This is a genomic window from Dysgonomonas mossii (assembly GCF_004569505.1).
Classification (GTDB): domain Bacteria; phylum Bacteroidota; class Bacteroidia; order Bacteroidales; family Dysgonomonadaceae; genus Dysgonomonas.
Map to the genome: position 1 here is coordinate 821,816 of NZ_SPPK01000001.1, position 16,212 is coordinate 838,027.

Consider the following 16,212-nt stretch of genomic DNA (forward strand, 5'->3'; position numbering starts at 1 on the left):
ATACCGTAGATATGAACATACAGCAACTGGAGTATATTATTGCAGTGGACAATCACCGCCACTTTGCAAAAGCGGCTGAAGCCTCTTTTGTAACGCAGCCCACCCTAAGTATGATGATCCAGAAATTGGAAGATGAACTGGGGGTTAAAATATTTGATCGTAGTCAGTTGCCTGTTCAGCCAACTGTTATTGGTATTCAGATCATAAATCAGGCTCGTGTCATTGTATCGCAAGTAAAGCAGATAAAAGAAATAATCCAAGAAGAAAAAGGAATAGTACAAGGAGTGTTTAAATTGGGTATAATCCCTACTATCGCGCCTTATTTATTGCCGAAACTTATGAAGGTTCATGACGAAAATGGTTATGATATTGTTTTGGTAATAGAAGAAACTACAACCGGTCAGATAATAGAGAAGTTGTTGAATGGGGCTTTAGATGGAGCGATATTGGCTACACCTCTGAAAAATGACAAAATATCGGAACATCCTATATATTACGAACGATTCTATGCTTACGTTTCTCCCCGCGAAACGTCACTCTATGCAAAAAAAGAGCTGGAAGAAGATGATCTGAATATAAACCGTTTGTGGTTGCTTGAAGAAGTTCATTGTTTCAGAGGGCAAATATTGAGAATCTGTAATATGCGTAAGCGTAAAAGCTCACATTCTTTATTCTCTTATGAAGCAGGAAGCATAAGCACATTGATCAATATTGTAGATAACAATAGCGGGCTTACTATTATTCCCGAAATGGCAATAGAAGATCTTACCGAACAACAAAAAAAGAATGTGCGTCCACTGAAAGGTATTTCGCCGGTAAGAGAAATCAGCTTGGTTACTCGTAAAGAATTTTTGAGAGAAAGAGTTTTGGATATAATAATTTCGGAAATAAAGCAATCGGTACCCCAACCTCTATTGAGTTTAGAGCTAAAAAAGTTCGTTGTGGATATTTGATCTGAATTTTTTGTATAACATAATATAAGAAAGTCCTGAAACTATCAGGACTTTCACTGTTTAAGTAGAATAAATACTGAATTATTTGTAGATTTATAAATACTTTATTTTCTTTGTTATAGCTTTAAATAAATGCCTGTTATGAAAAACAAATATCTCCTTCTATCATTATTCTTTAGTCTCTTTTTTGTATCATTGGAGCTGCAAGCTCAAGAAGACAATGTATATATATTCGATGAATTTAAAAATGGAAAAGCTGTATATAAAAATGGTGCAATTGTATCTGCAAAACTTAATTATGATCCTTTAAATCAAAGGATGCTCTTCCTCTCACCTTCGGATAATGCTTTACTAGAGATAGTCAATCCTTCGGATATTTCATATATCAACATTGAAGGGCGAATGTTTGAGCAGATAAAAGGCAATTTATTCTACGAGCGGATTAATTATAATAACTTCATTTTTTATATACAATGGAGATATAAAGCTGTATCGGAGGGAAAACCGAGTGGTTATGGTATGACATCTACAACAAGCGCTATTACGAGTGTAAGTGTAATTAATAAAGAAGGACGTACTATTCCTCTGAACGTTTCCGAGAAGTTTAATTACAAGCCTGATAATTTCTATTATATAAAGATCAATAATACACAGAAGCGCTTTTCTTCACCAGACTCATTAGCAAAGTTATTTAAAGCTCACAAAGAAGAAATCAAGAAATATATTAAGGAAAATAAGCTGGATTTTGGTAATCCGGAAGATATTAAGTCTGCTGTGGAATATTGTTCACAGTATACAGTTAAATAGAGGTAAGTTCTCTTTTTATTTATATATCTGGCATTATTAGCGAAAATTGTATATATTTGCACAGCTTTCATCGGGGGCATTAGCTCATCTGGCTAGAGCGTTAGACTGGCAGTCTAAAGGTGATCGGTTCGAGTCCGATATGCTCCACAATAATTTTAAACTCCTCATACAGAAATGTGTGGGGAGTTTATTTTAATTAAAATATGTAAAATATAAGTAAGCAATTCCTATAATAATTCCAAATACAATAGGAATCCCTATAATAGTATTAATGCATCCGTGGCTAATCTTATTTGCATAGTCATTAGAATTACCTTCTAAATATTTAAATGGTTTAGGAAACCCTATGAGTTTAAGGAAGTAAAATCTGATTCGGGCTCCTACAAAACGAGCAAAGTCATATATTATATTTCTCATGAAAAAACTGTTGATTTAATAAAGTTGACCTTTCTGTCCAATCCTCATAAAGAGAGCTCGATACTTTGGTGCTATACCCCATAAAAATCCCAATATTAGACGATATTGGGATTTTTTATAATTACTCAATAGTCTTAATTATATCACTTGTAAAAGTAGAGTCTCCTTTGTATACCTTACCATCTTTAATTGTATATACTATATCTCTTGTAAATGTGGAATTTCCTTTGTATACCTTACCATCTTTAATTGTGTATACTATATCGGTCATAAAAGTAGAGTCTCCTTTATATACCTTACCATCTTTAATTGTATATACTATATCTCTTGTAAATGTGGAATTTCCTTTGTATACCTTGCCATCCTTGATTGTGTATACTATCGCACTCATAAATGTAGAATTCCCTTTATACACTTTACTGTCTTGTGCATACCCACTTAGGTAAACGATGATAAAAAGAAATGTAATAATTGTTTTTTTCATGGCTTTCAAATTTATAAATATTACTTATTGATAAAACTCTTAAAAACTACTAAGATTTAAAAGCTAATGATTTTTATCCCATCTTCTCAAAAGAATTAGATACAGTGGAGATATGCCTCACTAGAGCTAATTCTCATGCAGAAATATTTGGGGAGTTAAAATTTTATATTAATTAGTTTTTCGATAAGTTCATTTTCGTCTTCTGTATAATCTTTGATTTTGTTTTCTATTTTATCTCTCATTTCACTAGACACCATATTGTTTTTTAATAAATGGATATCTTGTATTAAATTTTCGATAAGAGCCCAATCTTTATCTCCCAATATATTTTTCTCTTTAGCATTAGCAAAACGAGCAAAGTTATCTATATTTTGATACTTTAAATATATTGTAATTTTCTGTTTGGTTATCATAACTATCTTTTAAAATATTCCATAAATCTAACAATATCTCTCCAATCTTCACAAAAAGAGTTAGATTCTTTGTTCTATTTCCAAACAAGTACTTAATATTTTATGAACGACTTATATCACTTATAATGGGAGCTCTTCAAATATTTGAATTTTGTGTAAATCATTATCCCAATTAGCCTTGTGCGAAAAATATATATGACCTTGTGGGACAATAGAAATATCTGTATCAAGGCAGCCTGCGGGAACAACAAGCAAACTTCCATGCATCTGAATATTTGGAAGTGCAGAGCCGCAATCGAGGCAGAAACTTTTAATATGTCCTGATGATTCGAAATCAAAGGTCTTAATGTTGTCTTCTCCTGATAACCATATTAATTTAGCTGTCGTAGAAAATAAGTTTGCAGCATGGGCAGAGCCTGTATCTTTACGACAATATTCACAATGGCAGAGGAAGAAACGTTCAAAAGTCCCTATTATTTCAAACGCAACTTTACCACATAAGCAGGTTCCTTTATGTTTTTTATTCATATTGATTTGTTTTGTGTAAAGCTAACAATTTCCATGAAATCTTCATTAAAGAATAAAACTTAGTTATTACACATTCAATTGAATAATATTTATAAGCATTTTAGTATGTAATAATTATTATCTAAGTCATAAATATAACCGTTCGTTAAAAGAGCTTTGCATGATGCTACATTTTCTTGTTCCGGCTGAACTATTATTGCCTCTGGATTTTTGTCCCGGATTATTTTATTTGTAAGAATTCTCACAATTTCTTTGCCATATCCTCTCCTTAGAAAATTTTCTTCTCCAATTAAATAATCAATACTATATATCTTGTTTGGGAACTCTACCGAATACCAATCTTCCTTGGCGTCGAAGCAATCATAAAATTGACAAAATCCAATAGGCCTATTATTCTCAAGAACAATATAGTGAGATAAGAAGTTAAAGCTTCCTTCTCTTTCTTCTATTTCATGAATCCATTCATCAGCATCATGGTACCATTGCAGGATATAATCCTTATGTAACCATTCGCTTAATAACTCGATGTCTGGATCTTGTACCGGAGTTAAAGTCAGTTGCATTCTTTTTCTTATGATCAGTATAATATAGCTTTTTACCCTTCAATATTTCCCGAAGCAACATACTTACTTATTTTGTAGGCTGTTTGCAATTGCATCTACAACAGCTACGGCCGTTAAGTTGACTATGTCTCTTACTGAACTTTCTATATCAGTAAAGTGGACAGCTTTGCGCAATCCCATCTGAATTGGCCCTAAGCTTTCACCTGCAATACCCAATTCCATCAATAGTTTACTGGATATATTGGCTGAGCTTAAATTGGGGAATATCAATGTATTTACATCCTTGCCTTTAAGTGTGTTGAATGGGAATGCTTTATCTCTTAGCTCTTTATTCATCGCAAAATTCAGCTGCATTTCTCCATCAATATTATAATCCGGATAATTTTCATGAAAATATCTTACTGCATTTGCTATACTTTTAGGGCTTCCGTTATCATCAGCACCGTAGTTCGAAAACGAAAGCATTGCAATCACCGGCTCTGTAGAGAAATATTGTACAGTGTCGTGTGCCAGTTTTACTATTTCGATCAACACATCTTCTTCCGGCCAACGATTAATAAGTGTGTCAGCAAGAAAATAAGGGCCTCTTTTTGTTTGTACAATATGCATGGCTGCAAAATGTTTATACTGAGGTTTTAATCCGATCACTTCCAAAGCCGTTTTTGCAAACTCACGGTAGTGGCTATATATCCCAGTGATAACTGCATCAGCATCGCCAGTCTCTACCATCATCATTCCGAAATAGTTGCGGTCACTCATTTTCTCGAATGCTTCTTGGTAGCGGATACCTTCTCGCGACTTCTTCTCGCTCAATAGCTGAGCATAGCGTGCTCTGCGTACATCCTCTGAGATATTTCTGTGATTTATTATTTTTATTCCGTTGAGGTCAAGTCCATTCTCTTTGGCTATATTCTGTATTCGCTCTTCGCTACCGAGTAAAATAGGTTCACACAGATTGTCTTTATACGCAATGATGGCAGCTTTTATAGTATTAACGTGGTTTCCTTCACAATATACAACACGTTTTCTTTCGCTTTTGGCAAGAGCTGTCAGACGGTGGATTAGCTTGTTGCTATATCCCATCATCTCAGATATCCTGTTTTGGTACTCTACCCAGTCGGTGATTGTCTTTTGAGCTACTCCACTCTCTATTGCGGCTTTGGCTACGGCGGTGGATACTGATGTCAACAATCTTGGGTCTAGCGGTTTCGGGATAATATAGTCTTTTCCAAAAGTCAATTTTTTTATTTCATAGGCTGAATTAATAACATCCGGAACCAGTTCTTTTGCAAGGTCGGCAATCGCTCTAGATGCAGCGAGTTTCATTTCCTCGTTTATCGTAGTAGCTCTTACATCTAATGCACCTCTGAAAATGTATGGAAATCCCAAAACATTATTTACCTGATTGGGATAATCGGAACGGCCGGTAGCAAAAATAATGTCATCACGTGATTCCATTGCTTCTTCGTACGAAATTTCAGGATTCGGATTCGCTAAAGCAAATACTATCGGATTATTATTCATTTTCCGTATCATTTCCTTTGTAAGAATATCAGCAGTAGATAATCCTAAGAAAACGTCTGCTCCTTCGATAGCCTGTTCTAGCGTTGTAATATCGCTATCGATCGCAAATTCTTTTTTAGTATCTGTTAAATTAGGGCGTTTGGTAGTGATTACACCTTTGCTATCGCACATAATGATGTTTTCTTTTTTCACACCAAATCTCATATACAGGTTTGTACATGCGATAGCAGAAGCTCCGGCTCCATTTACTACAAGTTTTATTTTGGATATATCTTTATTCGTTATATCTAATGCATTTATCAAAGCTGCTGCAGAAATGATTGCTGTGCCATGTTGGTCGTCATGCATTACCGGAATATCAAGCTCTTCTCTTAATCTTCTTTCTATTTCGAAACATTCGGGCGCTTTTATATCCTCAAGGTTAATACCCCCGAAAGTAGGAGAAATTGCCTTGACTGTTTGGATGAATTTTTCAGGATCTTTTTCATCCACCTCAATATCAAAAACATCAATACCTGCGAATATTTTAAATAAGAGCCCTTTGCCCTCCATTACAGGTTTGCCTGCAAGTGCACCAATATCGCCTAACCCAAGTACTGCTGTCCCATTCGAAATAACAGCAACAAGATTCCCTTTGGTCGTATATTCATACGCTAATTGAGGTTCTTTTTCTATTTCGAGACATGGTTCTGCCACACCCGGAGAATATGCCAGAGACAGATCCATTTGAGTACTATGCGGCTTAGTAGGTACAACCTCTATTTTTCCGGGTCTCCCACTTTTGTGATATTTCAAAGCGGCTTCTTTTGTAACTTTAGGCATGATTATTAATGTTTTACAGGTTTGTAGATGAAATCTCTGCTTTATACAAAGTTATACAAAATGAATTTCAAAATATTTATATTTTAATAAATCATTTTGATCTTTATTATATGTTGTATAACACCTGTGTGGCGTTATATGTTTTGTAATTGGTTTGTATTTAGGTTTTTTAATTTCAAAAAGATAGGTTTTCGCTAGAGCTTTTAATTATTTCTTTAGCTTTTTCTATTATTGTGTCTATACTCTTGTCCATATCTGCTTCTGTCATGTCTATTTTAATGTCCGGATCGATTCCAAATTCCAGTTGATTCATTTCTGCATCCATGATAGGAGATGCAGAAAAACGTATAGACCAACCGTTCGGTAATTCTGAAGAAAATGGAAGTCCACTTCCTCCGCCGGTTTTGTCGCCAACTATAGTTGCATTGGGAGCATATCGCATAGCATTAACAAAATCATTCGCTGCACTGTAGCAACTACGATTTGTAAGTATAACCACTTTCTTTTGGTACTTAACTCCATTTGTCGGTTCTACACATATTTCATAGGGTTTGGAAAAGTCATCGTGCCCTTTTCCCGTTTTATGTCTCATATAACCAACCAATGTTTTTTCGTTAAAGAAATGGGATGCCAGTCTATCGCTATTGGACATCAGGCCTCCTCCATTATCTCTCACATCGAGAATGATACCATCACATAGAGCAAACCGGTCGAGCACTTGATTGATATTTCCTTCGCCGATGCCACTCGAAAAGCTGCCATAATATATATATCCTATATTATTATCCAACAGCTTGTATTTAAGCCCTCCCGCAATACCATAATCTGTTCCGAGATAGTTTTTTTGTATCTTAGAGTCAAAGTTGTCAGGATAATCTTCAAACCATTTCCAATAACGAGCTACATTGTGCGAGGCAACTAGATTTACGTGTCCATCCTGTACCTCCGCAAGCATTTCGCCTAAGACAGCAAATAATGCATCGTTATCCATATTTTCACTTATACGTTGCGAATAACGATTATAGACTTCCTTCCAATCTACGTCCTTATAATTAAAAAAGCAATAATGCTCATCCATAATTTGCCAAAGAGCTTCAAAGTTTCCCTTCTTTGAGCTCTCGAACTTATCTTCCTTAAAACAAGATGTAAAAAAGAAACAGGCGAATATGGCAATATATAGATACTTCATCAGCTTAATTTTGAGTGTTCAAGGTAGTAATAATTCTTTAAACTCGTTGAATGTATATCGATAGTAATTCAAATCAACATGCCCGTCTACTCCCGGTAATTCTCCTTTATGCGAAAATTGCCATATTTTCCAGTTATTAACATCGTCTGATGGCTCGTTGTGTAGATCACACATCCATATAATATTCTTCGGAAAGTTACCTTTTATATATAGTTTATAACAATCTCTGTTGGTATAAATTATAGGATGAACTCCAAAATGTTCATAGAGCTTATTTTCCATTATTTTAAGCTCTTTGACAACAGTACCTACAAATTCTTTGTCTTTGCTATACGGGTTTGCCGGAGAATGTTCCACGTCTATAGCAGGAATCAGGTCTCCGCTATTAAATTTTGCTGTTTTAAGAAAATGTTTTGCCTGTTCTTCTCCCGATAAGGCAAACGTATAGAAATGATATGAGCCTACCTTTATATTAGACTTTCGAGCCAGATCATAATTGAAAGGGTAATTCCGGTCTTCATGTGTCGTCCCTTCTGTCGATTTAAGATAAGCGAATGTTATATCTTGTTCCATTACATTATCCCAATTAAGAATTGGATTATGATGTGAAACATCTATACCCTTCACAAAATATTTACTAGAATCGAAAGATTCGGGTTCTTCAAAAAATCCTTTAATAACGAAGAAAGCTGCAATACCTAGGCATACAGCTACACTCATCGACAGGATATATTTCTTTAAATTACTTTTTTTAGATTTTCTCCTGTTTACCCTTTTTCGTATTGTTCTTTTTCGTACTGTTTTTGCCATTTACTCTTAGTCAAATAAAATAGCTTCGGATAACAATTTTCCGGCTTTATCTTTGGGTGATAAGATTAGTTCTTTTTCATCTATTCCCCAGTTGATAGCGACCGATGGATCACTCCACAGTAGAGATGCTTCATGTGCAGGAGCATATACGTTATCTACTTTGTAAGAAAAAATAGCTTCTTGACTAAGCACCAAAAAACCATGAGCAATACCTCTTGGCATAAAGAGTTGCTTTTTATTTTCATCTGTTAGCTCTACTGCCAGATATTGTCCAAAAGTAGGAGAGCTTTTCCTTAAATCAACTACAACATCCAGAACAGATCCTTTAAGTGCCCTTACTAATTTAGCCTGAGAATATTCTCCTATTTGATAATGTAATCCTCTTAGTACTCCACGAGTAGACTTAGATTCATTATCTTGAATAAAATCAATCTTACCGATGTGCTCATCGAAAAGATTTTTCTTATATGACTCCATAAAGTATCCTCTTTCATCATTAAATACTTTAGGCTCTATTACCCAGACTCCCTTGATGGATTGTTCCGTAAATTTCATTTTTCAGTATACGATTTGTTGTTGATATAATGTGTTTCTATTTTTATGCGATTTTTACTTGACCAAACTTAAGATATATTGTCCGTAAGCTGTTTTATCTAGTTTCTGCCCAAGGGCAGCCAGCTGATCATCATCAATCCACTTGTTGCGCCATGCAATTTCTTCGATACAAGAAACATAGAATCCTTGTCTATTCTGTATTGTTTCTACGTAGTTTCCGGCCTCTAGTAAGCTATCACAATTTCCTGTATCAAGCCATGCAAAACCACGACCAAACAATTGTACTTCTAACGTTCCTTCTTCCAAGTAGCATTTATTTAGGTCTGTAATTTCATACTCACCTCTTGCCGATGGTTTTAAAGCTTTGGCTTTCTCTGTTACCGTTTTATCATAAAAATATAATCCCGGTACAGCATAGTTTGATTTTGGCTTTTCGGGTTTTTCTTCCAGAGATAACACTTTTTTTGACTCATTAAACTCTACAACACCGTATGCACGAGGATCTTTTACGTAGTATCCGAATATACAGGCGCCGGTTTCGATAGAGGCCGCTTTCTTTAGCATCTGTGAAAAGTTTTGCCCATGAAACATATTATCGCCGAGGATAAGGCAACCCGGCTCACCATCTAAGAATTTCTCTCCAAGAACAAAAGCCTGTGCAAGCCCGTTCGGAACCTCTTGTATCGCATATTCGAATTTCATGCCGAGTTCTTCCCCTGTACCGAGTAGCTCTCTGAACATAGGGAGATCACGAGGTGTAGATATAACCAATATTTCCCGAATACCTGCCAGCATAAGCGTTGATAGCGGATAATAGATCATTGGCTTGTCGTACACAGGCATTATCTGTTTCGATATTGCTTTAGAGAGTGGGAAAAGTCGTGTAGCACTTCCTCCGGCAAGAATAATTCCTTTCATAGTGTTTATGTTTATATAAATAGCAATACACAAAAATAGTAAATCTAGCGTATGATTCGAGTATATATCGAGAATAGTTTATTGTTGCATGCTCTTTTTGCCGATGTTGACTATTTACTCAAAATAGAAGTTGAGAATATATAAAAAATAGAGGCACTTTAACGAAATGCCTCCATTTATTTTATTTACAATAACCAGATTAGATGCAAGGGATTTTGTCGATGCGTCTCTGATGTCTTCCTCCTTCGAAAGGAGTATTGAAGAAGGCTTCTACCATTTGAGAAGCTTCCTCAGGAGAAATCATTCTTCCCGGTAATGCAAGTACATTTGCATTATTGTGTGCTCTTGCTAATTGAGTTATTTCTACATTCCAGCAAAGCGCGCTACGTACTTTCTTATGCTTGTTCAATGTCATATTAATGCCATTGCCTGTACCACAAACAGCAACACCAAAATCACATTCGCCATTGTCGATAGCTGTTCCCAATTTATGACCATAGTCAGAATAATCGGTACTTTCTGTAGAATAAGTTCCATAGTCAATATATTTAACTCCTTGTTCATCAAAGAGGCTGATAATATATTGCTTTATAGAATATCCTGCATGATCGCTAGCCAATCCTATCGGTTTATCTCCTTGTATCGTAATTGTCATTGTTTTTTGTTTTTTATATTACTTCAGATATTCTTTGACCTGTTTATATACATTATCAGGAGTAAAGCCTAGTTTTTCGTCGAGTACTTTGTAAGGAGCGGAAAACCCGAAAGAGTTCATACCCCAAATTTTACCATTGTCGCCAACGAGCCCAAGTAATGTCACGGGTAGCCCGGCAGTCAATCCGAACTTTTTCTTGTCCTGCGGCAATACGGTTTCCTGGTATTCTTTACTTTGTGTGCGGAATACTCCCTCGGATGGAACGGAAACAATACGTGTTTTTATGCCGTCTTCTTTCAGCAGTTTAGCCCCGTCAACGAGTGTCGATACTTCCGATCCGGAAGCCAGCAGGATGATGTCATAGTTCGCATCTTCCTCCACTATATATGCTCCTTTCTCTGCTTGAAGAGCTTCTGCATATCGGTTTTCTTTTGCCGGCAGGTCGTTGATGTTCTGACGAGAGAAAATCAGACCGGTAGGGCTTGTTTGATTTTCCATGGCCATTTTCCAAGAAACGGTTGCCTCTGTAACATCCGCCGGACGCAGTACCAGCATGGAATTGTGCCCGTTGTGATTTTGCAATTTTTCCAACAGACGAATCTGGGCTTCCTGTTCTACGGGTTCATGTGTCGGTCCGTCTTCCCCTACACGGAAAGCATCGTGCGTCCAGATAAACTTAACCGGCAGTTCCATCAGAGCAGCCAGACGTATCGCCGGTTTCATGTAGTCGGAGAAAACAAAGAAGGTTGCACAAGCCGAAATGATACCGCCATGCAGTGTCATGCCGATACACAGGCAAGCCATTGTCAGTTCCGATACCCCTGCCTGCAGGAATGCTCCTGAGAAGTCTCCTTTTTTCATGCTGTGGGTATGTTTCAAGAAACCGTCTGTTTTATCCGAGTTGGAAAGGTCGGCAGATGAAACAACCATGTTCTCCACTTGCTTTGCCAACACACCCAGTACGGTTGCCGATGCCGCGCGAGTCGCCTGATTAGGCTTTTGCTCTATGGCTGCCCAATCGATTGCCGGAGTATAGCCGCTGAACCATTTCTGCATTTTTTCGGCAAACTCAGGATTTTGTTTAGCCCAGGCTTGTTTTTCGGCGTGTTTCTTTGCTACTATTTCTTCGAGTTCAGCCTTGCGTTTAGCATATAGCTCTTTTACCTCCGGGAAAATAACGAACGGATTTGTTGGGTCACCTCCGAGGTTTTCGATTGTTTTCTCGAAAGAAGCTCCGGCAGCACTTAAGGGTTGTCCGTGAGTCTCAGTCTCATTTTCAAAGCTTGAACCGTCGGCTTTAATGGCACCTTTACCCATGATTGTTTTACCGATAATAAGGGTCGGCTTTTCTTTTTCAGCTTTAGCTTCTGTAAGAGCGGCACGTATTTCGGAGGCATCATTTCCTTTGATGGTGATCACTCTCCATCCCCATGCCTGATATTTAGCGGCAACATCTTCTTCTGTTACTTCTTTTGTTTTGGTTGATAACTGTATTCCGTTCGAATCATAGAACATGATCAGGTTGTCAAGTCCCAGATGTCCGGCTGTACGTCCTGCTCCTTGCGAAATCTCTTCCTGGATACCTCCATCCGAGATGAACGCATATATGGTCTGATCCATACGCTCACCAAAGCGATGTTTTAAGAATTTGGCAGCGATTGCGGCTCCTACGGCAAAAGTATGTCCCTGCCCCAGTGGTCCTGATGTATTTTCTATTCCGCGGTTGATGTCTCTCTCAGGGTGTCCTGGAGTAACGCTTCCCCATTGGCGGAATTGTTGTAAGTCTTCGAGTGTGAATTTTCCAGTCAGGCACAATGTGCTGTAAAGCATGGGTGACATGTGTCCTGGGTCGAGGAAAAAACGGTCACGACCTTCCCATGTCGGGTTTTGCGGATCGTAAACGAGAAACTCAGTGAATAAAACATTGATGAAGTCGGCTCCCCCCATTGCTCCCCCCGGGTGACCTGACTTCGCTTTTTCAACCATTGAAGCCGACAGTATACGAATATTGTCTGCCGAACGGTTAAGTAAATCGATTGATGTCATAGTGATATGGTTATTTGTAAATTGATTTCACTTACAAAAGTAATGAAATATACATGTATATTAAAATAAAATAATATTCAAAAAAGACAAATATTGCCTCTCTGCTTAATTCTTTTTACTAATCAAGGTTTATTGCTAGTCCCCCCATTGATGTCTCTTTATAGAGGCTCGGTAAGTCATGTCCGGTTTGTTGCATCGTACGAACAACTTTGTCAAAATTAATAAGGTGTTTTCCATCCGATAACATTGCGAACGAACAAGAATCTAGGGCTCTGGCAGCAGCAAAAGCGTTTCGTTCAATACATGGGACTTGCACCAACCCGCACACGGGGTCGCAAGTGAGTCCCAAATGGTGTTCCAATCCCATTTCGGCAGCATACTCTATTTGCTGAGGTGAGCCTCCGAATAGTTGACAAGCCGCACCCGCTGCCATTGCGCATGCTACTCCAACTTCTCCCTGACAGCCGACCTCTGCTCCCGATACCGATGCATTTGTCTTCACTATATTGCCTATAAGTGCTGCTGTTGCAAGGGCTCTTACTATTTTTTGATCACTGAAATCGTGGTTTATTTTTAGGTGATACAATACCGACGGAAGAGTTCCGCTTGATCCACATGTAGGTGCCGTAACAATTACATTGCCGCTTGCATTTTCTTCCGACACAGCAAGTGCATAAGAGTATATCAGTGCCCTGCTTTTCATTGAGCCTTGATATCCTTTGGCTTTTATGCTATACATCGAGGCTTTTCGTTGCAATCCCAATCCTCCGGGAAGCAATCCTTCTGCGTCGATACCTCTGTGTATTGCAGCTTCCATTGTTCTCCATACTTCCAGAAGATAATTATATATTTCTTTGCCTTCGGTATCTTCTACATATTCCCAAAATGTTTTGCCTGTTTCGTGGCACCATTGAAGGATTTGCTTCATTGTATTTTTGTCGTACAATTTTTCCTTATTTACTTTGCTATTTCCATCCGATAGGTCACCTCCGCCAATGCTGTATACAATCCATTCTTTTACGGGTTGACCTGCTGCTATAGCTTCGAATTTCATACCGTTGGTATGGTATGGCAAAACAATCTCAGGCTGCCATATAATTTCTGTAGGGTAGGGTAGTAAGGTGTTTGTGATAGCTACATCCGTCATATGACCTTTTCCTGTAGCTGCAAGGCTTCCGTATAATGTAACTCGGAACGATGTGGCGTCCTTATTTTCTTCTTTAAATATCAAAGCTGCTTTTTGTGGAGCCATTGTATGGCTACTCGACGGGCCATGTCCGATTTTATACAAATTGCGAATCGATTCCATAATATTTATTTATAAGCTATAACAATTCTTCTTTTCTACTGTTCAGTTCTTAGTTAGAGCACAAAAATAGCAATATTAAATATTGTTAATCCTATAAAAGCAGGAATTAAGATATTTTACTATTATTCCTGTTTTTATAAGAATTCTCAAAGAGTAAGTTTTTATGTCATTTGTATATTTTTTTGTTATGATTTGCGGTTGGGTTAAAGTTAATGATTTGATAATCTGTTAGTCATTCTTAAGGCGTTTTGGAGTTGGATACAAAAAGACATAAATAAACAGGAACTTGTCAGCAATATGATATAAAAAGAAATGATATTTTGATCTAAAAATACATGTTGTACAACACGTTTTTTTATGGATGACAGCTGAAAAGAGATAAGTATTTTTACATCGATTTTATACAATAACAATCTTCACTTAACCTAAACGACCATGAGTTTTTGGATACTAACCATATCCAAATGAGAATCAAAGGGTAATTGAGTTTTGTTTAGTTTAATTACTCTTTGAATTCTCAGAGTTAAGTGCAGAAGATCGACCTAAAGAAGAATGAAATTTGACTAAAACTATAAAAATAAAACAATCTAACTAAATGTAAAAACTTAATCATGAGTAGTACGGAGAAAAAAAATTACTTGTTACCCATCATTGTGATGATCCTGCTTTTCGGGATGGTCTCATTCGTAACAAATCTAGCAGCGCCGATGGGTGTTGTTTTGAAAAACCAATTTGGAGCTAGTAACGCCGAAGGTATGCTAGGTGTGCTTGCTAACTTTATAGCGTATGCATTTATGGGTATTCCTGCTGGTATCTTGTTGAAGAAAATCGGATACAAGAAAACAGCACTTATCGCTATCGTTGTTGGTTTCGTTGGTATTGGTATTCAATACTTATCAGGAGGAGCCGGTAGCTTTGCTATATACCTGATTGGTGCATTTGTTGCAGGTTTTTCTATGTGTATGTTAAATACAGTAGTAAACCCTATGTTGAACACTCTTGGTGGAGGTGGTAACAAAGGTGGTGCATTGATACAAACAGGAGGTACTTTCAACTCATTGTGTGGTACATTGGTTCCTGTTTTAGTGGGTGTTTTCGTTGCTGACGTGACAAAGGCTAACATTAAAGATGTATACCCTGTTATGTATATTGCTATGGGTGTTTTTGCTTTCGCTTTTATTATTTTGGCATTGGTTCAGATTCCGGAACCTCATATGGAAGTGAAGAAAGCAATTGACAACGTAAAAGACAAATATAGTGCATTATCTTTCCGTCACTTTGTATTAGGTGCGATAGGTATCTTTGTATATGTTGGTGTTGAAGTTGGTATTCCAGGAACATTGAACTTATTCCTTGCGGATAAATCGATTGCAGGGTTGGATGCAACATCAGCAGGTTTTGTAACGGGTACATATTGGTTCTTGATGCTAATCGGACGTTTCTTCGGAGCTTCTATTGGTGGTAAGGTGTCAAGTAAATCAATGCTTACTGTTGCAGCAGGTTTAGGTCTTGTATTAGTCTTATTAGCGATTTTCCTTCCTATAACGACGAAAGTGTCAATGCCGGTATTCCAAAGCATTAACGGTAGTCTTTCATTCGGTATGATGGAAGTGCCTATCAATGCAATGTTCTTGGTATTGTGTGGACTTTGTACTTCTGTAATGTGGGGTGGTATCTTTAATCTTGCAGTAGAAGGACTAGGTAAATATGTAACAACAGCATCGGGTATATTTATGACATTAGTTTGTGGTGGAGGTATCTTACCACTTCTTCAAAACTTCCTAGCTGATAGCGTTGGTTATATGGCAAGTTACTGGGTAGTATTTGTTGGATTGGCTTATCTATTATATTATGCTGCTATCGGTAGCAAAAATGTAAACACAAATATTCCTGTAGAATAATAATACTGGATATAAAATATATTATAAAAGCCTGCTGAATCTTTTAGCAGGCTTTTATGTTTTTATTCTTATAAATAATTATCTTATAATAATACGGATTGCTTCTTATACCAATTCATAAGGAGCTGTATTCAACGTATTATTTTTATTCAGCTAAACTTATGATTCATTTTTTATTTAATCGCTTTATATTTTATATTTGTATTGTTAAAATTGAGATCGTATAATAGAAAGGTGACAAATAAAAATGAGTAGAAAGGTGTTACTTTTGTTACTTTTTAACAAAAAGCAGAAGAATAAAGCATATTGAAATAAAGA

15 protein-coding genes and 1 tRNA gene are annotated in these 16,212 nt (G+C 36.9%); 4 read left to right on the forward strand and 12 right to left on the reverse strand.

Annotated features, from left to right (window positions below; translation table 11 throughout):
- The first annotated feature begins 11 nt into the window (after positions 1 to 11).
- From E4T88_RS03625 to E4T88_RS03635, 3 genes are all read left to right on the forward strand, one after another.
- On the forward strand, positions 12 to 953 hold the full coding sequence (locus E4T88_RS03625; protein WP_006842748.1) for a hydrogen peroxide-inducible genes activator: 942 nt from the start codon (positions 12 to 14) through the stop codon (positions 951 to 953).
- Between the two features lie 141 nt (positions 954 to 1,094).
- Complete coding sequence (locus E4T88_RS03630) at positions 1,095 to 1,760, forward strand: hypothetical protein (protein WP_228093702.1); 666 nt, start codon at positions 1,095 to 1,097, stop codon at positions 1,758 to 1,760.
- 73 nt (positions 1,761 to 1,833) lie between these two features.
- Positions 1,834 to 1,907, forward strand: a tRNA-Ala gene (locus E4T88_RS03635).
- A gap of 391 nt (positions 1,908 to 2,298) precedes the next feature.
- Here E4T88_RS03635 and E4T88_RS03640 read toward each other — a convergent pair.
- From E4T88_RS03640 to E4T88_RS03695, 12 genes are all read right to left on the reverse strand, one after another.
- A complete protein-coding gene (locus E4T88_RS03640) occupies positions 2,299 to 2,661 on the reverse strand; it encodes a 6-fold beta flower protein (RefSeq protein WP_135104103.1) in 363 nt (120 codons plus the stop codon).
- Between the two features lie 155 nt (positions 2,662 to 2,816).
- Positions 2,817 to 3,074, reverse strand: coding sequence for a hypothetical protein (locus E4T88_RS03645; RefSeq protein WP_135104104.1), 258 nt, complete (start codon positions 3,072 to 3,074; stop codon positions 2,817 to 2,819).
- A gap of 120 nt (positions 3,075 to 3,194) precedes the next feature.
- Positions 3,195 to 3,602 (reverse strand): GFA family protein, encoded by a 408-nt coding sequence (locus E4T88_RS03650; protein ID WP_135104105.1) that lies wholly within the window; start codon positions 3,600 to 3,602, stop codon positions 3,195 to 3,197.
- A gap of 89 nt (positions 3,603 to 3,691) precedes the next feature.
- Complete coding sequence (locus E4T88_RS03655) at positions 3,692 to 4,165, reverse strand: GNAT family N-acetyltransferase (protein WP_135104106.1); 474 nt, start codon at positions 4,163 to 4,165, stop codon at positions 3,692 to 3,694.
- Positions 4,166 to 4,228: 63 nt separating this feature from the next.
- Positions 4,229 to 6,511, reverse strand: coding sequence for an NADP-dependent malic enzyme (locus E4T88_RS03660; RefSeq protein ID WP_135104107.1), 2,283 nt, complete (start codon positions 6,509 to 6,511; stop codon positions 4,229 to 4,231).
- Positions 6,512 to 6,686: 175 nt separating this feature from the next.
- Positions 6,687 to 7,700 carry a S41 family peptidase gene (locus E4T88_RS03665; RefSeq protein ID WP_135104108.1) on the reverse strand — a complete coding sequence of 338 codons (1,014 nt, stop codon included), beginning with the start codon at positions 7,698 to 7,700 and terminating at the stop codon, positions 6,687 to 6,689.
- A gap of 18 nt (positions 7,701 to 7,718) precedes the next feature.
- Complete coding sequence (locus E4T88_RS03670; protein WP_135104109.1) at positions 7,719 to 8,510, reverse strand: glycoside hydrolase family 25 protein; 792 nt, start codon at positions 8,508 to 8,510, stop codon at positions 7,719 to 7,721.
- Positions 8,511 to 8,516: 6 nt separating this feature from the next.
- Positions 8,517 to 9,065 carry a dTDP-4-dehydrorhamnose 3,5-epimerase gene (gene rfbC, locus E4T88_RS03675; RefSeq protein ID WP_135104110.1) on the reverse strand — a complete coding sequence of 183 codons (549 nt, stop codon included), beginning with the start codon at positions 9,063 to 9,065 and terminating at the stop codon, positions 8,517 to 8,519.
- A 54-nt stretch (positions 9,066 to 9,119) separates the two neighbouring features.
- The gene (rfbA, locus tag E4T88_RS03680) at positions 9,120 to 9,983 is read right to left on the reverse strand and encodes a glucose-1-phosphate thymidylyltransferase RfbA (protein ID WP_135104111.1); all 864 of its coding nucleotides are present in this window, start codon (positions 9,981 to 9,983) and stop codon (positions 9,120 to 9,122) included.
- A gap of 199 nt (positions 9,984 to 10,182) precedes the next feature.
- A complete protein-coding gene (gene rpiB, locus E4T88_RS03685; RefSeq protein WP_135104112.1) occupies positions 10,183 to 10,638 on the reverse strand; it encodes a ribose 5-phosphate isomerase B in 456 nt (151 codons plus the stop codon).
- Between the two features lie 18 nt (positions 10,639 to 10,656).
- Positions 10,657 to 12,684 (reverse strand): transketolase family protein, encoded by a 2,028-nt coding sequence (locus E4T88_RS03690; protein WP_135104113.1) that lies wholly within the window; start codon positions 12,682 to 12,684, stop codon positions 10,657 to 10,659.
- A gap of 118 nt (positions 12,685 to 12,802) precedes the next feature.
- Positions 12,803 to 13,993, reverse strand: coding sequence for an L-serine ammonia-lyase (locus E4T88_RS03695; RefSeq protein WP_135104114.1), 1,191 nt, complete (start codon positions 13,991 to 13,993; stop codon positions 12,803 to 12,805).
- A gap of 611 nt (positions 13,994 to 14,604) precedes the next feature.
- Here E4T88_RS03695 and E4T88_RS03700 point away from each other — a divergent pair.
- The gene (locus tag E4T88_RS03700) at positions 14,605 to 15,894 is read left to right on the forward strand and encodes an MFS transporter (RefSeq protein WP_135104115.1); all 1,290 of its coding nucleotides are present in this window, start codon (positions 14,605 to 14,607) and stop codon (positions 15,892 to 15,894) included.
- Positions 15,895 to 16,212: the final 318 nt, after the last annotated feature.